General features: G+C 40.9%; 10 protein-coding genes. 4 read left to right on the top strand and 6 right to left on the bottom strand.

The features are described 5' to 3' along the window. Nucleotides 1-35: 35 nt before the first annotated feature. The 5 genes from OO774_RS22595 to OO774_RS22615 all read right to left on the bottom strand — a co-directional run bounded on the left by OO774_RS22595 (nucleotide 36) and on the right by OO774_RS22615 (nucleotide 7,854). Nucleotides 36-2,279: a polysaccharide biosynthesis tyrosine autokinase gene (locus tag OO774_RS22595; RefSeq protein ID WP_264906923.1), complete on the bottom strand. Its 2,244-nt coding sequence runs from the start codon at nucleotides 2,277-2,279 to the stop codon at nucleotides 36-38. Nucleotides 2,280-2,536: 257 nt separating this feature from the next. Then, nucleotides 2,537-3,592: an O-antigen ligase family protein gene (locus OO774_RS22600; protein ID WP_264906924.1), complete on the bottom strand. Its 1,056-nt coding sequence runs from the start codon at nucleotides 3,590-3,592 to the stop codon at nucleotides 2,537-2,539. Between the two features lie 254 nt (nucleotides 3,593-3,846). Beyond that, a complete protein-coding gene (locus tag OO774_RS22605; RefSeq protein ID WP_264906925.1) occupies nucleotides 3,847-4,947 on the bottom strand; it encodes a glycosyltransferase in 1,101 nt (366 codons plus the stop codon). A 38-nt stretch (nucleotides 4,948-4,985) separates the two neighbouring features. Further along, nucleotides 4,986-6,449 carry an undecaprenyl-phosphate glucose phosphotransferase gene (locus tag OO774_RS22610; protein ID WP_264906926.1) on the bottom strand — a complete coding sequence of 488 codons (1,464 nt, stop codon included), beginning with the start codon at nucleotides 6,447-6,449 and terminating at the stop codon, nucleotides 4,986-4,988. A gap of 274 nt (nucleotides 6,450-6,723) precedes the next feature. Then, nucleotides 6,724-7,854, bottom strand: coding sequence for a polysaccharide export protein (locus tag OO774_RS22615; protein WP_264906927.1), 1,131 nt, complete (start codon nucleotides 7,852-7,854; stop codon nucleotides 6,724-6,726). 509 nt (nucleotides 7,855-8,363) lie between these two features. Here OO774_RS22615 and OO774_RS22620 point away from each other — a divergent pair. Next, the gene (locus OO774_RS22620) at nucleotides 8,364-10,880 is read left to right on the top strand and encodes a hypothetical protein (RefSeq protein ID WP_264906928.1); all 2,517 of its coding nucleotides are present in this window, start codon (nucleotides 8,364-8,366) and stop codon (nucleotides 10,878-10,880) included. A gap of 81 nt (nucleotides 10,881-10,961) precedes the next feature. After that, nucleotides 10,962-12,506 carry a hypothetical protein gene (locus OO774_RS22625; RefSeq protein ID WP_264906929.1) on the top strand — a complete coding sequence of 515 codons (1,545 nt, stop codon included), beginning with the start codon at nucleotides 10,962-10,964 and terminating at the stop codon, nucleotides 12,504-12,506. 52 nt (nucleotides 12,507-12,558) lie between these two features. On the opposite strand, the gene OO774_RS22630 is transcribed toward OO774_RS22625, so the two are convergent. Further along, nucleotides 12,559-14,547: a hypothetical protein gene (locus OO774_RS22630; RefSeq protein ID WP_264906930.1), complete on the bottom strand. Its 1,989-nt coding sequence runs from the start codon at nucleotides 14,545-14,547 to the stop codon at nucleotides 12,559-12,561. A gap of 436 nt (nucleotides 14,548-14,983) precedes the next feature. Between OO774_RS22630 and OO774_RS22635 the strand changes: the two genes are divergently transcribed. Both OO774_RS22635 and OO774_RS22640 read left to right on the top strand, forming a co-directional pair. After that, entirely contained in the window at nucleotides 14,984-16,288 is a 1,305-nt protein-coding gene (locus OO774_RS22635) for an inosine/guanosine kinase (protein WP_264906931.1), read from the top strand. 221 nt (nucleotides 16,289-16,509) lie between these two features. After that, a complete protein-coding gene (locus tag OO774_RS22640) occupies nucleotides 16,510-18,258 on the top strand; it encodes a formate--tetrahydrofolate ligase (protein ID WP_264906932.1) in 1,749 nt (582 codons plus the stop codon). Nucleotides 18,259-18,615: the final 357 nt, after the last annotated feature.

Below are 18,615 nucleotides of genomic sequence, written 5' to 3' on the forward strand. Positions count from 1 at the left end.
AAAATAATCTTCTCCCCAAAACCAAAACGTTATCACTACTTCGAGTGACCGTAATAATCACTGTAATATTTGTAGTTTGAGGTAAAAGGATCATCAAACCCGTTTGCGACAACTTTGATCGGTTGATCTTTTATCCGCATCAGTTTCTCTATACCGTTTTTAATCTGAGTAATCTGTGTCGAGCCAGTTCTCACCACATAAACCACCATGTCGGTATAAGTAGAAATAATTTCAGGGTCACTGACTAACAAAACAGGAGGGCAATCAAGAATAACCCTGTCATATTTTGATGCTAACGATTCCAGCAAATGCTTAAATTCAGAAGAGCCAATGACCACCTTAGAATCTTGAGCACGGCTGCTGCCTGCATGAATAACATGAAAGTTTTTATGCTCAACCAAACCGTCTTCTAAACATGCTTTTCCTTCAACTAACTCTAGTAATCCCGGAGTTCTAGAATCAATATTGAGCCCGTTAGCCACGACTGGGCGGCACAAGTCACATTCAACAAGCACAACTCGTTCAAATAAGCTGCAAACATAAGCCAGATTCATCGCAAGATTAGATTTACCTTCGCTGCTTAAACTCGATGTGACCATGATCGTTTTACTCGGTTTTTCACTAAGAATGATCCCGGCACGCAAAGAATGCATTGCCTCAATAAAACGTCTCTCAGGGGCATCATCATCTCTAAACTTATTGAGTAACAAAGCGGGCTGTTGTTTTGTTTGTTTTGTTTGTTTTGTTTCAAGCATAGGCACAACGCCCAACAACTGATATCCCAGTTTAAGTTCAACGTCCCCGATATTAGTCAGGCGGTTATCCATTGAGTCTCGGACAAATGAGATAAAAACGCCAAAAAATAAACTGACGGCGAAAGTCATGGAAATGGTTAACGCTTTCTGTGGCTTAAACGGTTCATAAGGTACAATGGCTGGAACAATTACCCTCGCATTCACCGAATCGGCAAAACTCATTTCCGTCGTTTCTTTTATTCTTTTCAAAAAGAGTGCATAAAGCTCACGATTCGCGTCCACTTCTCGCTTTAAAGCATCCAGTGCAGAGGCTTTTCTACCCAATTCATGATAGCGATTTTTTGTTGCTTCAATGGCTTCTTGAATAGACTTCTCATTAGCAGCAGTCGCTTCATATTTTGTCTTGATTCCTTGAATGACGCTTGTTGCCTGACTAAGTAAAGTATCCTCTATGGTTTTTACATTTTCTCGGGCGGCCACCATCGCAGGATGAAGTGACCGATAGCGAACGCTAAGTTCTCTGACTTTCTGTTTAGCGATTCCCAGCTGGCTCTTGAGTTGTTGTATCAAAGGATCATTGAGTATTTCTGGTACGGATGGAATGGAGTTAACTGTCTTAGAAGCATTCCCCCCCCAACTGGCGACCTGTGAATAAGCATTTTTTGTTAAAGACAGTTGCTGTTGAGTTTCGACCAACTTGGTTGTTAATTCATTCAACGTCAACGTAGGTAAATGTTGTAAACCATCTGAATCAACCAGCTTTTCTTTCTCACGAAAAGCTTGCAGCTCCTGCTCAGACTGCTCAAGAGTACCTTTTAAGGTTGACAGTCTATTCGTCATCCACTGCTCGGTAGACTTAGTAACAGACAATTTTGCGTCCAAAGCACTCTCTAAATACACATCAGCATGAGTGTTGACAACAGCAGCGGCCAACTTAGGAACTGTAGAACTGAACTTTATTTTTACTAACTGAGTATTGTTTACCGGAGCAATCTCGAGATTCTCAAAATACTTCTCTATCGCACGATTCATCGGATCTACAGGTGTTATCATCTCTGTTGTTGATGGAGCAATACCAAAAAAATGAGTCGCCCATTCCCTAGCATCACTCAGATAACCTGAAATACTTTCAATAATAAAACCCACACTGAATTTATCACTGCTACTACTACTAAGAACATCAACCAACCCTAATTTATTGATAACTTCTTCTGCTAAGGGACGAGACTTCAGGATCTCGGTTTGCGTCTTATAAAACTCGTCATTATTTCTGCTATCGGGTATATAGATTTGTTCAATCGAGATCATTCTTGGCGTTTCAGGTTCGAAAATGAGAGTGGCATTAGCCTTATAAACTGGTGGGATAAACGAAACGACAATTGCAACCAGCAAGGTGGTAATTACGGATATGAGCAGTATTTTCCACCAGACTCTCTTGATCACGGCAAAATAATCACGGAGAGAAACTTGATTTTCCTTGCTCCATGGTGTGTCTTGCTCAAATTGTGGTATGTTGTTAAACATGATTAAACAAGCTCCTAGCTAACATGATCAGATCGTCTACTTTTGCAATTTGACCAGTTCTACTGACAGTAACTCCTGATTAATAGTTATCTCTGACAGAGTCGATCACTCTGCCCTTTCACACAAAATCATGTATAGCTTTTTTAACTCCGGCTCTGCTGCTATTGGTTCAACGGAAAACGCCTGAAACTCACCTAATAGAAGAGCTGATCTAACCGGAAACGAAAGTAAGTTATCAAAAGTTGTGCTTCATATGATTACCTTGCCACGAGATCACTATCTAACTTTGCTTTATTAATATTAGTATAGCTAACGGACATAGACGAATGGACAGCAAGATAAGAGGCAAAAAAAGCTAAGAAAAACACAGTCTGAGGCCCCATAGAATCACTCATCATATTAGACAGCAGATAAGCAATTATCGAAATCTTGCAGATTTTAGCTCTTTGGTTTCCAGACGAATTATCAGGTATATAGATACGGTATGAAACTATTGCATAAATAAAAAATAATATAGCTATCAGACCAGCTGGTCCAAACATCCGCAAATAGTCTATCACTATATTATGGCTGTGACGTATAGGTTCAGGTAAAGTACTGGTTAACCCTTCTCCAAGATACGGGTAACTGGTGCCTATCTTCCACGAGTATTCCCATAATTCTATTCTCGAGGAAACAGTACGGTATTCGAGCACAGTATCTGGAGATAGAGTAGAGAGAACGTCGAAAAGTCGTGGATTAACAGACTGTAAGACCCCACTCTCTTTGATTAAGAATAGCGCTAAAAAAAGAAAAACAATCCCAAGTATAAATTTAGTAAGGCTCTTACGGGCAACAAAAAAACACAATACAATTAAAAACGAAACAATAATTCCAGTTTTAGATCCTGCCAATAGCAACAACATGAAACAAACACCTACCATAGCTAAAGCCAAAATCTTGTTTACTCGCCGTTGATACGTTTCAATTTTATCCACGTAAAAGATAAATGTCGTTGTTACAACAATGGATAACTGATTTGGATTCGAAAAAAGACCAGTAAAACGATCATGGCCTTCATAGTAAGAAGTTCCAAGGTTAAACCCTGCTTTCTGCATTAAAGCTGCAATAAGATTCAGTAATAACCCTATAGTAATAAAGAAGTAAAAACGCTCAAAAAATTTATTATCATTATAAAAAACAAACGAAAAATAAAGAAAAGAGGTAATGAAAATTATTAGCGAAATTAGTGCCCTGGACACTAATCCGTCATCAGAAAGCGCCACACTTACGACATGTAGAAAAAATAGCATCAGTACTGAAATGAATAACATGCGATTTTTCCGTGCTTCGTAATGGTAGAAAGACAACATAGTCTTGTCTTTCAATACTATGAACAACAATATGGTAAAACATAACAATATGTATACATAAGTAAGACTTACACTTGAATTACCAATCCTCATCAGACTGGGCATACAAGCTAAAGCTAAACCAATTGTCATCAATGATGAAAAAGTGTTAGTTAAGTAGTGTCTGCTCATTTTACATCATGTTTCCTTTAAGCTCATTATTCAACAATGCTATCCTAGTACTCTCCCTGATATAACTTTAGCCATTTCATTTTCATATCGCTTGTATTAAAATTATTTTTTGCAAGTTCGAACGAACTCTTTCTCATATTTGAAATGCGTTCAGGGCTATTTTTTAATGTTTGTATCGCATAGATATAATCTTCTACACTATTACATGCAAATCCATTATTATATTCACCATTAACGACGTCATCACGTCTAGGATATAAGCAATCCAAATTTTGGTGGCAAGTTGAGGTCACAATGGGCATAGCTAAAGACAGTGACTCGATCAAAACTCGCGAAAGCCCTTCCCACCTTGAAGGATGAAACAGCAGTGATGATTGACTTATTTTTTCAAATAACTCAGCTTGTTCAGTAAATCCTATTATTTTAACATTACCAGGTAATTCCCCATATTTTTTTATGACAGAAGAAAGGTATTCAGGGTCAGATGAACCAACCCAAGTAAATTCACTATCTTTTAACTCTCTAGCGACTTGTATAAAAATATCAAACCCTTTTTGGTAACAGATTCGCCCGACTGATATTACTTTAAACATATGATCGTCATGCGATTTTGGAATTTCTTTAACTGTTACTGCATTATTGATATTAGAAATATTTCTAGTGAATTTTTTTCCTACTTCATACTCTCCCATACCGCAAGTTACAGTATGACCAAATAGAGATAAAAACATTTCAACAAGCAAAAATATGAATCTACTGACAACATTCATATCTTGCCTAAGAAATGCATATCCTCTGGGAGAATAAAAAACAAATGGTATATTCTTTCCTATAGCAGCGAGACGTACGTATAAACCGCCAAAACTGCTGTGTCCATGAATAGCAAAAGTGTCTTTATTAATAAACTTGCGAATCAAAAGTACATTTTTCAAATGACGTAGTTTCCCTTCGGAAGACATCTCTATCCAAGTGATATCACAATCAATATCTTTAATTTCTGCTTGGGTTTCATCACGATGGCAGTAAAAAACCGTTATTTCATAATCTTCCTTCAGAAGCGCACATAACTGCTTGATCGATTTAGCCGTTCCATAAGCAAAGCTTTCTGTAACTTGAATTATTTTCCGCTTATTATTATTTTCCATGACTCAATCCTTAATGATTAGAATTTCATGATGAATAACTAGTATGCGTCGTGTGAAAATATTTTTAACGGTGTCAGAAGTAATATTTTCATATCAAGGAACAAACTCCAGTTATTAATGTATTCAATATCATACGTCGCTCTTTTCTTCATAATATCCAAAGTTCCAATAGTGCAATCATCACCACCTCTGTATCCGCATATTTGAGCAAGTCCCGTAATACCGGGTTTGATGCGATGGCGCAGCATAAAATCTGGAATATATTGACTGTAGAATTGGTTTACCTCTACCGCATGTGGTCTAGGTCCAACAAGTGACATGTTACCTTGTAACACATTAAAGAGCTGTGGTAGTTCATCAATACTTGTTTTACGAATAAATTTACCTACGTTGGTGACACGAGGGTCATTACGCTTCGCCAATTCAAACTCACTACCAACCTTTGGCGTATACATAGAACGAAACTTCCAGATTTCAATATAACTACCATCCCAACCATGCCGTTTCTGTTTGAAAAACACTGCGCCAGGTGATGTGAGTTTTATCGCCACAGCTGTTATGATGAAAACTGGTGACAGAAGAATCAACATTACAAACGCAAGCACTCTATCCATTAAGGATTTGACTAACACTGCCGTCATTTTCTTCATTGGGCTTCCAGATAAAACAAGTAATGGCAGACCGGATAATTCTCTGATGCCTCTATCAATGGTATGAAATGATAATATATCAGGTACCCAAATAATATCGACACACTTATTATCTAGAAGATTTACTATATCCTCTATTTTATTCAACTCACTTAACATCAGAGTGATATAGACTCTTTTAATTTTATGTTTTTCAATCACTTCGCGAATATCATTTACCTCCCCTAGTATGGGAGCAGAGTTATCCCATGCCCCTGAGGTATTTAGAACACCAATCACACGTTCAGTGAGCCATATGTTACTGTTGATATTAACGAGGAGATTTTTACTAAGTTCATTGGTACCAACAATCAAACAAGGTACCGAGTTAGTTAAACGAGAGCGATATTTTTTTGATACGAGATAAATAAAGCTGTAGCAACCGGCTTGAATGAAGAATCCAACTACAGACCATATAATTAACACCTCTAAATTAAGGACATTGAAAGTGTCTATCAGATAAATATATAATGCCATAACTATTATTACGACACACCAAGCTTTACTAAGAACCCAGAGTCCGAACAACAGAGTTCTTCGTCGTCCAAGTAAGATCCCGCTAGATTGATGATAAACGCCAATCATTTGGAATACGATGAAGATAGTCATGCAGTTAATGATGGCTAAGATTTTATAAGTTTCAATATTCGACTCATTGAGCCAATAGGCTACTCCAATCAAAACTAAGCAAGAAGAAGCCATACTTAAAAAAAGTTGAATGTGAACAGACAGTGTTTGATGATATCGATACAGCCTTTTATGCGCATACTGTTTAGTAGCGACGTTATTTTTATTGTTCTCCCTGTCAGGCATTTTCAGTACCACCATTATTATGATTATTAATAAACAAATGTAATTACTAATAAAAATTGCAATTACTAACAAACCTAATTATAGTGAGTTTTTTAATCTATGCATGCAATCGGAACATTATTTTTATCGATACAAGCTTGTTTATTTTCTCAAAAGAAAAAATTCAAGAAATAATAAAGACTTGATGCAATGGATGATATCATTCAGTAACAGTCGCTCAACAAATGCGTGTTCAAGAAATCGTATCTCAACACCGATACCCTTCCTGACGACACTACCAGTTTCGTACTCGAAGTGTGCCTTCACTCAATTCATTAAAGCCTGTAATCGTCGGCAACATCAAACTTATCACGCGATTCCAACGTGCGATTGGTGCAGCTGTTACATAGACAACATCATAAGGCTGTAAATCAAACTCAGTACCAATGACCAATGCTGACGCGTCTTTTATGTTAAGTTGATAAAGATCTGCCAAACGCTCTTTCTTGTTTTTGGAGATGCGAATAACGAATACCCCTGTTGCATCGGCCGACAGTTCATTAATACCACCCACACTACTTAATGCTTCAGTGAGACTCATTCCAGATCGATCAATCTTCAGTAACTTCGGATCATTCACATCCCCCATAACAAATACCTTCTGTGAATCATTACGAGGTACGTGAATAATGTCGCCTGCTTTTAGTAGCCGATTTTGTGTGAGATCACCACGCTGCATCAAAGCATATAGCGAAATTTGTTGTTCCTCTCCACTACGAGTCAATGTGACATTACGCCAGTCAGCATCTGGCGCTAACCCTCCTGCATTATTGACCGCATCCAACAGAGTTAACGGTACGTTCGTAATAGGTTGTTGGCCTGGGGAAGAAACCTCACCAGTGATATAAGCTTTTTGTGATCGAAATGCCGCGACATTCACATCTACCTGAGGCCTTTCTATGTACGCATTAAGTTTACGAGCAATTTCCGCACGGATTTGTGTAACAGTCTTGCCGCTTACCTTTATTGCACCGATATAAGGATAGAAGATAGTGCCATCTGCATGAACCCAATTTCCTGCTTCCGAGGCACTACGGTACGAGCCTGCAGGTATGGTCAGTTCTGGGTGATCCCACACCGTTACATTCAAAATATCACCAGGACCAATGATGTATTCATAATTAGCGATTTTTTTATCCAGCGTTCTGTTTGGCTGGGAACCTGTATTGGTAACCGTTCTAAATCTCGCGACAGAATAGGCATCTAGCCGATAGATATTGATTTTTTCTGATACTTCACTGTTTGAGGCATCAGACACAATAACGGTCTTGTCACCTAGAGAAATGTCCGAGCCTGGTACTACGGTGCAACCTGCAAGAAATGTTGTTAGTACTATGGCGAGTAGAAGTGTTGTTTTTGATTTCATTTGTGCTGACTCCCGGAAAATCATTCACTCCCCTGTATTAGGGAAGCTGCGAAGACAAGAGACTGCTATGCCTAGTTTCTATTAATAAAAGTAAACATATGTAGTTTAAGCAAGGCTAGGCTAGGATAAAAATCAAATACATTTCTTTGAATTAGTATCTCTAACACTCATAACTTATTTAGCATTTTTAAATCACTAAGACTCTGTTGAACTATTTTAGGGAAAATAACTAGTTATCATTAAATTCTCGGTCTTAATAGAAAAACTTCCCCTGTTTTCTTAAAAATAAGAACGAGATTAATGACATTAGATTCTCTATGCTTACTACTGAATTATAATTGAATAATAGACACTATATAACACTGTTGTATTTTATAGTTTCTACGAAGAATCAATGGCAATAGAGGGTTAATATTATGTTTATCAGTAACATAAAAATAAAAAAAACCAGTGTGTATTCAAGTTGCATAAATACGACTATCGCCGCCTACGCATTCACTGTTTTCATTGTGTTTTCAATATGTTCCCCTTCTTATTCGATGGCAGATGAAGTGCAGGCTAACCTCATTCAAGTCATTGATACTTCAAATTACCCAAGTCCCGATCCAGCAGGTATTGTTTACTTGCCATCAGAGAATAAATTGTTGATGACAGATAGTGAAATCAATGAGATGTCCTGGCTTTTCCCTACCGACCAGGTTAACGCCTTCAAAATTGACCCAACAACCGGCGGCGTGGTTGCGAATGGTCGCTATTCGACGATTTCGTTTTCTGATGAGCCAACGGGTATAACAGTCAATCCAAACAACCATCACTGCTTTATCTCTGATGATACAGGTAGCAAGTCAATTTATGAAATTGACCCTGGTACCGATGGAGTTTGTATGACATCTGATGATATTGTCACGTCGTTCTCTACTTCAGCGTTTGGCTCTAACGACCCTGAAGATGTCACATTCGGTCAGGGTGTCTTGTATATCGTCGACGGAGTGTTAGATACTATTTTTCGCGTTGACCCCGGACCTAATGGTCTATTCGACGGTGTTGACGATTTAGTCACCAGTGTTAATCTCAGTAGTTTGGGAGTGACTAATCCAGAAAGCATCTACTACGACGTAACCACAGATACGCTCTACCTGATTGATGCGAATGGTCAATTTGCTATTCAGATCACCCCAGACGGGCAACTGGTTCGAACTATAGATATTTCTATTGCTGATCCCAAAAAGCCATCAGGAATAACGATGATACCTCCTAGCAATTTGGGGGATTCCATCACTGTCTATATGACTGCTCGTGGTTGGGATAATGACAGTGACCCAAATGAAAATGACGGTAAAATATATGTCATGGAGATACCACCTTTTACACAGGGTAACTCTGCACCCATCGTCTCAGCAGGAGAAGACCAATCAATCACTTTACCTGACCCCACCACCCTCTCGGGTGAGGTTTCTGACGATGGTATTCCTACCAGCACACTGACTAGTTACTGGTCTGTGATCAGCGGTGAAGGAGAAGTTACCTTCGAAAACGACAGTGATCCGCAGACGACGGTTTCATTTTCTGTGGCAGGCAATTACGTATTGCGCCTGACTACCAGTGATGGAGAACTACAAAGTTACGATGAGGTTACTATCAATGTGGCCCTACAAAATGGTCAATACGTTTTGAGTCGTCGTATTGAGGCCAGTGCTGATGACGCTGAAGAGAAAGCAAGTGGCCGTGTATCTATCGCTAGCAGCGATTTAGAGTTGGTCTATGATGGTTCTTATCAAACTGTCGGCATGCGTTTTAATAATATTGACATTCCACAGGGCTCTACTATTACCGCGGCATACATCCAGTTCCAGGCTGATGAAGTCAAGTCAACTGACACGTCGCTTACTATTGAAGGCGAACTTTCAGCTAACGCAGCAGGCTTTGTAAAAGAGAATATGAACATTTCCTCACGGCCTCGAACTAGTGCATCCGTCAACAACTGGAATCCTGATCCATGGTTATCCGTTGGAGAAGCGGGAACAAATCAGCGAACCCCTGACCTTCAACCCATCATTAGCGAAGTTATCAGCCAAGGCGGCTGGGTCAGTGGTAATTCACTTGCCATTATTATTTCAGGAACGGGTGAACGTGTTGCTGAAGCATATGACGGCGACCAGAATGGTGCTCCTCTGCTTTACATAGAATACACCTATATCCCAGGAAACTTACCACCAGAAGTCTATGCAGGTGAAGATCAGTTAATCACTTTTTCGAACTCGGCAAACCTAGTGGGTGAGGTTACTGATGATGGCATCCCCGGTAGTGCATTAACGACAAGCTGGAGTAAGGTCAGTGGCGAAGGTGATGTGACGTTTGCAAACATCAACGATACGCAAACCACAGCCTCATTCTCTGCTCTTGGTGATTATGTGTTACGTCTTACAGCCAATGACGGAGAACTTATTGGTTTCGATGACATTGCCATAACCGTTACTCAGGAAGGCGCTCAGACATTAACTCGCCGTGTAGAATCAAGCACTGATGACGCCGAAGAAAAAGCGGGAGGCCGCATAAAATTATACAGCAGCGATTTAGAACTTGTGTATGACGGTTCTGATCAAACTGTAGGTATTCGTTTTAATAATATAGATATTCCATCAGGATCAACCATTACAGCGGCATACATCCAATTTCAGGTTGATGAAGTGAAATCAACGGTCACGGCTCTGACTATTCAGGGAGAAAAATCAGTCAACGCAGCGGGGTTTACAGCCGAAAATTTAAACATCTCATCGCGACCACTTACAGAAGCGAAGGTGAACTGGAGTCCTGACTCTTGGTTAGCCGTTGGAGAAGCGGGCAGTACACAAAAAACACCTGATATCAGTACATTGATTGCCGAAATTACCTCTCAGGGTAATTGGATCACTGGTAATTCACTGGCTATCATTATAACTGGGACTGGTGAGCGGGTAGCCGAATCATACGATGGTGACTCAGACGGTGCTCCTCTTCTCTATGTTGAATATACGCTGAATAATTGAGTTGCCTGATATGACACGAACCGAAAGTAAATGAAGATAGGACATCATCCCATTTTCATTGATGCATAAGGAACCAAGAGAGTGGGTATCGTAAGTCCAGAATTGAACTCCATTGACGGATTGGATGTCGTCACCAAACTTTTCAGTAAAATGGAACAATCGAATATCTTGTACTGTCACTGGAAAAGTAACGAACATTTAAGAGAAGGCTTACTGGGTATTACTGATCTCGATGTTTTAGTTGAGAAAGGTAAAACCCATGCCCTTAACAGAGCATTAGCTGACTCAGGCTTTAAACTTTTTAATGCGATGGCAACTCACGGATATCCGGCGGTAGAAGACTACCTATCTGTTGATGCTTCTACCGGAAGAATGGTTCACTTACATCTTCACTACCAGTTAATTTGTGGTGAACCACATCTGAAGGGATACCGTTTACCTTGGGAGCATCAAATACTATTAAGCCGTCACTATGACGAAAAGGAGAAAGTTTATGTGGTAGAACCACATATGGAAATGCTCCTCCTCATCGTCCGCTCCATACTCAAATTCCGAACCCGAGACCGGATGCTTGATAAATTCGGTAAACCTTATTTCCGCGGAGAAAGACTCAAGGAATTTATATGGTTGAAGGAACGAATATCCTCTTCAGGTATGTATGAACTGACTGGTCCCCTGCTAGGAGAAGAGGCGGCAACACAAATTAAAAGTATCATCTCCTCAGACGCCCCTTCCCTTAGCCAGATCCTGCACTTTCGTAAAAGTACCAAGCAGACTATTCAACTTTTCAGAACATATTCCCCCTTACATGCTCGATGGCGCAGAACCGTACGCGAGCTTTATTGGGTATGTGGTGGTATTAACAAGAGGTACATTCATGCTCCTATTCCGCTGCGACGAATCAGTGCCAGTGGTGGTCTGTTAATCGCGATAATGGGGTGTGATGGCTCCGGTAAATCAACGCATGTGAAAGCAGTGCAACAATGGTTATCCTGGAAGATGGACGTCATTAGCCTCTATTTTGGCAGTGGGGATGGTCCAAGTTCTTTGATACGCTGGCCGTTAAAGCTAATCGCTAAGCTGTTACCCAAATCTTCCAAGACATCGAGCAATCTAAATCACACTGATGTTGGTAGTGAGGGGGAAGAAAGTAATCCGTCAAACCCATCATTATTTAAACAATGGGCCAAAGCTGTCTGGGCGACAACTCTGTGTATTGAGAAACATCGCAAGCTTCGCCGGGCGACGTTGGCTCGCAACCGCGGGATGGTTGTGCTCTGCGACCGTTATCCGCAAAATCAAATTATGGGATTCAACGATGGGCCTCTGCTTAACTCTTGGTTAAATCATCCGTGGAAGATACTTCGTGCTCTCGCCGAATGGGAGGGTAAGCCTTATCGTGAAGCAGAAACTTATTTTCCCGACGTTGTTATCAGGCTGAATGTGTCACCGGACGTTGCGGTGCAAAGAAAGTCAGATATTAGTTATGAACAGTGTAATAAGCGTATTAACGCTATAAACAGTCTACAATACCCAGCAGCTACACGCGTCGTAGATATCGATGCTAACCAGCCAATAGAACATGTTTTACTTGAAGTTAAACATGTAATCTGGCGTGAGTTCTGAATAATGTTTCTTTTCCGGTGTTGCACCCGGAAAAGAAACCATAATGTTAAGATCAAGGTTCAACAGTGGGAGAAGTATTCTCTAACACAAAGGGAAATACCGCGTACTCGCTCGCGTCGATAGCCGAAGGAAAAGCCCCCATATTTCCGCCAAGTGAAGAACCAACCAACACGCCATTAGGGGAGCAAAAACCATCGCCTTTTTCATCAGTGCCTGTAATATTACGACAAGTAACGGCTATTGATTTACCCACTCCCGGGCTTTCACTCGTCAAAATAAAATCTGCAAAACCAAACACCTCGGAATCCGGCTCTAGGGCCCAATATTTCTGAGTTTTATCTACGATGTTGAGGATAAAATGGCTAAACTCGGGATTGCTACCACGCTTGGGTATATCACCGATACTGTTCTGCTCAGCACCGTATCGAAGCGATAAGTCTCCGACAGTAGATTCGCCATCTAATAACGGCTCATCATCCTGTTCATTCACTTTCCAATATAAATTGCCATCGACTATCTGATCTTTGTCTAAGTCATAGGACTCGATGATTTCACCATTAATCATAACTACAATGTTATTAGCAAACGTACTGCCCTTTGGCTCCTTCGGAATGGGTACAATACCTTTGTGTGAGTTCAGCATGACCAACGTATTCTGATAGTAATGGGCATTTTCTGAGGCATAGCCACTACCAGCTTGCTTAAACATTTTTCCATACCCAAACTGCCCGCCCCCGTTCCATGAATTTATCCCTTCTTGACGATTTACAGGATGATCGCGTAATAACAGTACGACGTTGCGATAAAAGAGTAGCGGACCTATCATGTCATCGGTATCCTGCCCTAAAGACACAGCAACCAAACAGTTTAAGATAAAGTTATCGTGAATGACTATCTGGCCGATGTCACCCGTACCGCCATATTTCTCATCCGCTTCCAACTCGAAGGCATCATCACCACAGTTTTCGATGCGATTGTGGTGCACAAAGATCCTATCTTCGCCATTAGATGTGGCGATCAAGTCTTGTCCTGACCCTCTAATCAAATTCCAGGAAATAAACCAGTTTTTCGAGCCTCCTTTCAAATTAATGGAGGTTCCTCTGGCGCGTGTCGCTGGTTCGGGATCGTCTTTCATATCACTCCAAAAAATCCAATAAGGATCATCACCCAAAATCTGTGAGTGGGTAATCGTGATATTGTTAACGTCAGTATCCTTTGTTGAAATCGTCGTATTACCCATCCATGCTGTAATACCATCAAAGGTCACATGCTGTGCGCCATCATCAAGCTCAATGGTATCTTTAGCCTGATTGATAGTTATATCCTTAAAAGTCAGATAACTCCCTTTAACTAACAACGTATTGGATTCTTGAGACAAAATAATTTGAAAGTTTCTGGGATCACTATTTTCATGTTCAAATACCTGTCCATAGCGAGCCTCTGCATTTCTCAACGCTTCTGTCTTTGAAAGACGAATGTGACATCTATCGTCTATTTCCATCGTGCCGGGACCAACGTAAAACTCACTTTTTCTCCCATCGTACTCATCCGTAGTCGCACGAAAATATTTTTCTTTCTCATAAGGAATAAGTTTCACTCTTTCATTGACATAACCAGGAACCCCTAAGACATATCCGTATATATCGTCACTATCACATTCTCTAACGGATCGGTATTCACCAAGCTTTTCATTCACCAACTCCCAATCCTCATTGCCCGGTTGTCGAAATTCTTGAAACCCCGAGTCAATTACAGCTCTCTCACCTTCAACAGAAGAAATTAAAATTGGTTTCTCTTGTGTACCACTAACTTCAATTTCCACTGACTCATAATATGTACCACCGTATAAATAAAGAGTGTCGCCTGGTTTCAAATTCTTAACAGCATGATTAATACTCTGATATGGGCTATCAGCCAAACCAGAACTTTCATCGCTCCCATATGGAGCAACGAAATAAGTGTTTGCCGATGACACAGATATACTTGCCAATGCAGACGTAAACACACAACACACTAAAAAAATATTTTTTTTAAAACCCATAATTCAATACCTAAGCATATGAAGAAAACAATGTTTCTTCAAAAACTTCCCCCACCCCTTATAAATAAAGGGGTGATTTCGATGTTATTCAAGATAGATATCTACTCATAAAGAGTAGTCAACACTGCATAGAGTATCCACCCTAGCTTTAAATCGATGAAGGTTCGCCAGATTTCTGATTCAAAAATCCAAAATTTATGTACTCAACCAAAGAGACATCGGGAAGTTTCAAACACAGTTTACCCACGGAGCCATTGTCGGCTACGAAAGCTTACGTCGAGCCTACCGAAGCAAAAGCCAACTAATATCTTATTATTTGTGGTTCTAAAGCCCATAAAAACGTGTTGGTTGCCACTTTTTATTGCAACAAACATCATCTAATTTCATTTTTTATGTGATACAATCCCGCCTCTTTTTTTCTCACTCAAGAACAAGCATGAAGTTTCCCGGCCAGCGTAAATCTAAACACTACTTTCCAACTCACGCTCGTGATCCAATCGTTAACCAAATTCGACAAACACCAAAGTTATATCGTCCAACGATTGTCGGTGTAGGCCAAACCATCGTCGATATCGAAGCGCGTGTAGACGATGCGTTTTTAGAGAAGTACAACTTAAGTAAAGGACACTCTCTCGTTCTTGAAGAGAACAAAGCCGATGCACTGTACGAAGAGCTGGTTGAACAAGGCCTGATTACGCACCAATATCCTGGAGATACCATTGGTAATACGCTGCACAACTACTCAGTACTTGCAGACAGTAAATCAGTACTTCTAGGCGTCATGTCTAAGAACATTCAAGTAGGTTCATTTGCATACCGATACCTATGTAAAACTTCTTCTCGCATGAACCTTAATCATCTACAAACGGTAGATGGCCCTATTGGTCGTTGCTATACCCTTATTTCTCAAGATGGCGAACGTACCTTTGCGATAAACGAAGGTCACATGAACCAACTTCTACCAGAAAGTATTCCGGAAGAAGTATTCAGCAAAGCATCAGCGTTGGTCGTCTCTTCTTATCTCATGCGTGGCAAAAAAGAAGACCCAATGCCACAAGCGGTACAGAAAGCGATCGATTATGCTAAAAAGCACGATGTCCCGGTTGTACTTACGCTAGGAACGAAATACGTGATCGAAGGTAATGCAGAGTGGTGGCAGGAATACATTCGTGAAAATGTATCTGTAGTTGCTATGAATGAAGAGGAAGGCGCGGCTCTAACTGGATTAACCGATCCACTAGCAGCAGCCGATAAAACGCTTGATTGGGTCGACCTAGTTCTGTGCACCGCAGGTCCAAATGGCTTGTACATGGCAGGATACACTGACGAGACAGTAAAACGTGAAACCACGCATGACATTTTGGAAAGCAGCATTGGTGAATTCAACCAATACGAATTTAGCCGAGCAATGCGCAAATCTGACTGTAAAAATGCGATGAAAGTGTACTCTCACATTGGCCCATACTTAGGCGGACCACTGGAAATTAAGAATACTAATGGTGCTGGCGATGCAGCACTTTCAGCACTTCTGCATGATATGGCAGCAAACTCATTCCACCAGAAAGAAGTGCCGGGGTCAGAAAAGCACGAAGTACGCTGCTTAACATACTCTTCGCTCTCCCAAATTTGTAAATACGCAAACCGAGTGAGTTATGAAGTATTAACACAGCACTCTCCTCGCCTGTCTCGTGCACTTCCTGAACGCGAAGACAGTTTAGAAGAGGCATACTGGGATCGCTAATAAGCTGATTTTCAGTGTAAAAATTCACTTAGGTCACCATTTGGTGGCCTTTTTGTTTTGATCTAGAGCAGTGTTTGGTTGTTTTTGCTAATATGCACCGCAAAGATTCGCATTAAATTCTTTACAGTTAGTTTTTTACCAGTATTATTCTCGCGCAAACGATTGCGTAACAGCAATGCCTTCGCTTTATGCACTACGGTTTAGTCACTTTGGGAGCATCCATGCAGTCCGACATTGAAATTTGCCGAAACACCCCTCTATCCTCAATCGATACTATTGCCGCGAATGCAGGTTTACAGCCTGATGAATATGATACGCACGGCAAACACAAAGCCAAAGTTCATCCAAGATGTTTAAATCGTCTCAAAGATAACAAAGACGGTAAATTAGTATTAGTCACTGCTATAACACCAACCCCCCTCGGCGAAGGTAAAACGGTTACAACGATTGGACTGGCACAAGGTTTAGCAAAGCTGAACCAATCGGTAATGGCTTGTATTAGACAGCCTTCTATGGGGCCAGTCTTTGGGGTCAAAGGAGGTGCAGCAGGTGGTGGGTACTCTCAGGTTGCACCAATGGAAGAGTTAAACTTACATTTAACTGGTGATATTCACGCTGTTACCGCTGCTCATAACCTTGCTTCAGCCGCGCTAGATGCACGTATCTATCACGAACAACGTCAAGGCTATAACGCATTTGAAGCTCGTACCGGTTTAAAAGCGTTGAAAATTGATATCAACAGTATCACGTGGAAACGCGTGATGGACCACAATGATCGTGCTTTACGCATGGTAACGATTGGTTTAAATGAACCAGAAAAAACCATTAATGGTATCGAACGAAGCGAAGGGTTCGACATTACTGCGGCCTCTGAGCTAATGGCGATCATCGCGTTAGCTAAAGATCTAAAAGATCTGCGTAAGCGGATCGGTCAAATCGTTGTCGCATATGATTTGGATGGTCACCCTGTCACAACCGAAGATCTTCAAGTCGCTGGGGCAATGGCAGTCACATTAAAAGAAGCTATTGCACCGACATTGATGCAGACGTTAGAAGGAGTCCCTACTCTTATTCACGCTGGTCCGTTTGCTAATATTGCTCACGGTAACTCTTCTATCATTGCAGATGAAATTGCACTAAAACTTTCTAGTTACACCGTAACTGAAGCCGGTTTTGGATCGGATATGGGGCTAGAAAAGGCCTGCAATATAAAAGCAGCAGCCTCAAACCACGCTCCCGACTGTGTTGTTATCGTTGCAACTCTGCGTGGTATTAAAGCGAATTCAGGACATTATGACCTTCGCCCGGGCGTTGCGATTCCTGATTCGATATTTAACCCAGATAAACCAGCACTAGAAGCCGGATTCGAAAACTTAAAGTGGCATATAGATAACGTTAAGAAGTATGGCCTCCCGGCCGTTGTCGCGATTAACCAATTTCCGCAAGACTGCGAACAGGAGCTCTCAGCGCTGCGTCATTTGATTCGTGAGTATGACCCACGTGTCAATGTTGCCATAAGTACCGCGTTTTCAAAGGGTGGTGAAGGTACAGTAGAACTTGCTCAGTTTGTGGTAGACGCCTGTAATACGCAAACTAATTTCCGACCGCTCTATACCAAAGAACAAACACTGAAAGAGAAATTGATGTCAGTTTGTGAGGCTGGGTATGGCGCATCAAATGTGGAACTGAGTGCGTTGAGTCTCGAGCAGCTCAACCGGTTCGAAAAGTTAGGCTTTAATGATCTTGCAGTGTGCATAGCTAAGACACCGCTTTCTATTACCACCGACTCTGGCGTAAAAGGGGCACCACGTGGATTCACGGTTCCAATACGTGAGTTACGTTTATGTGCTGGCGCAGGATTTATTTACGCACTATCCGGCAGTGTGATGACAATGCCTGGGCTACCGGATAAGCCCGCATTTATGAACTTAGATTTAGATGATGAAGGCAACATCCTCGGTTTGTCATAACGACATCTCGGATCAACATACGAGTAAATCTTGATTATAGGGAGCGTACACCGCTCTCTATATCTTATTGTTTTGGCGGTGCTTTACATTGTAAATCTTGCGCTATTTTAGCCAACTATCCGCTTGCATCAACACAGTGCATACCATTATCACCCTTCCCTAAAGTGGTGCGTTACTTGTAAGTGTTTAAATTAATCCCTTTGATTTTTAAAAAGTTATTCTATGGCTCGATTCTTGTACTAAAGTTGCAGTAGAACATAAACACACCAGTACATGTCATCCAAAATATCGTTTGCTTTAAACCATCTCTCCCCGGTTCAGCACTATTTTGGGTCATGTAATACAAGGGAAAGGGAA

Origin of the sequence: Vibrio sp. STUT-A11 (genome assembly GCF_026000435.1) — a bacterium.
Lineage (GTDB): Bacteria > Pseudomonadota > Gammaproteobacteria > Enterobacterales > Vibrionaceae > Vibrio.

Excerpts from the sequence above, each read along its gene's own strand:
- OO774_RS22610 (WP_264906926.1), bottom strand. The coding sequence starts at position 6,449 with ATGCCTGACAGGGAGAACAATAAAAATAACGTCGCTACTAAACAGTAT.
- OO774_RS22635 (WP_264906931.1), top strand. The coding sequence starts at position 14,984 with ATGAAGTTTCCCGGCCAGCGTAAATCTAAACACTACTTTCCAACTCAC.
- OO774_RS22630 (WP_264906930.1), bottom strand. The coding sequence starts at position 14,547 with ATGGGTTTTAAAAAAAATATTTTTTTAGTGTGTTGTGTGTTTACGTCT.
- OO774_RS22615 (WP_264906927.1), bottom strand. The coding sequence starts at position 7,854 with ATGAAATCAAAAACAACACTTCTACTCGCCATAGTACTAACAACATTT.
- OO774_RS22600 (WP_264906924.1), bottom strand. The coding sequence starts at position 3,592 with ATGTTATTCATTTCAGTACTGATGCTATTTTTTCTACATGTCGTAAGT.
- OO774_RS22640 (WP_264906932.1), top strand. The coding sequence starts at position 16,510 with ATGCAGTCCGACATTGAAATTTGCCGAAACACCCCTCTATCCTCAATC.
- OO774_RS22595 (WP_264906923.1), bottom strand. The coding sequence starts at position 2,279 with ATGTTTAACAACATACCACAATTTGAGCAAGACACACCATGGAGCAAG.
- OO774_RS22605 (WP_264906925.1), bottom strand. The coding sequence starts at position 4,947 with ATGGAAAATAATAATAAGCGGAAAATAATTCAAGTTACAGAAAGCTTT.